General features: G+C 56.6%; 1 protein-coding gene. It reads left to right on the top strand.

What is annotated here, in order from left to right; genetic code table 11:
* Positions 1-48 precede the first annotated feature (48 nt).
* Positions 49-903: a type IV toxin-antitoxin system AbiEi family antitoxin domain-containing protein gene (locus QSK43_RS27015; protein WP_332306025.1), complete on the top strand. Its 855-nt coding sequence runs from the start codon at positions 49-51 to the stop codon at positions 901-903.
* The last annotated feature ends 4 nt before the right edge of the window (positions 904-907 follow it).

The following is a 907-nucleotide window of genomic DNA, read 5'->3' as shown; positions in this document are numbered from 1 at the left end:
TATTTTTCAAACTTGAAAATGGTTTGAGAGTCATTTAATATACTCAGCATGACTGAGCGATCTGCATCACTGTTAAACCGGCTTGAGAAAGACCTTCCCGAAGGGCTGGTCGTGGATGCCGCTTGGCTGCAAGAGCGCGGGATCGCCAGCAATTTGCGCGCCTACTACGTCAAGGCCGGCTGGCTGGAACAGCCGGTGCGTAGCGTCTACAAAAGGCCGCGCGGCACGCTGAGCTGGCAGCAAGTCGTCATCTCTCTTCAGAGCCTGCTCTTGCGAACGCCTTTCTATGTCGGTGGGCGCACGGCACTGGAGCTACAGGGCTTTGCGCATTACCTCTCGCACGAGACGAAGACCATTCATCTCTACGGGCCGGAAAAGCCGCCGACATGGTTGGACAAGCTGAACCTTCCTCAGCGCTTTGTCTATCACAACAGCGCGACCCTCTTCCGTAATGATCCCACAACAAAGGGGCTTGGCAGCCTTGCCTGGAATATCACGGACGGAACAGGCCGCGATCTCACCCGCTTTCAGGGCGGTAGCCTGACCTCGCTTGCGTGGGGGCAATGGGATTGGCCATTGACGCTTTCCCAGCCTGAGCGCGCCTATCTCGAAATGCTCGATGAATTGCCGCGCCATGAGAGTTTCCATCAGGCCGACATGATCATGCAGAGTGCTGCAAATTTCAGCCCTAGGCGGCTGCAAAAGTTGCTGGTGGACTGTGACAGCGTCAAGGTGAAACGCCTGTTCTTCCTCTTCGCGGATCGTCACCGTCATGCGTGGCTCAAGCGTCTGGACAAGGATGCGATCGATCTGGGCAAGGGCAAACGCATGCTTGTTCCCGGAGGCAGGCTCGATCCGGTCTATCTGATAACCGTGCCGGAGGACCTTGATGCCGTTTCGTGACCAG

It is taken from the genome of Rhizobium sp. GR12 (assembly GCF_036596185.1).
Taxonomy (GTDB): domain Bacteria; phylum Pseudomonadota; class Alphaproteobacteria; order Rhizobiales; family Rhizobiaceae; genus Agrobacterium; species Agrobacterium nepotum.
This window is presented reverse-complemented; position numbering and strand designations above follow the sequence as displayed.

Bases quoted from the DNA above. Each gene is read 5' to 3' on its own strand.
- QSK43_RS27015 (WP_332306025.1), top strand. From the start codon at position 49: ATGACTGAGCGATCTGCATCACTGTTAAACCGGCTTGAGAAAGACCTT.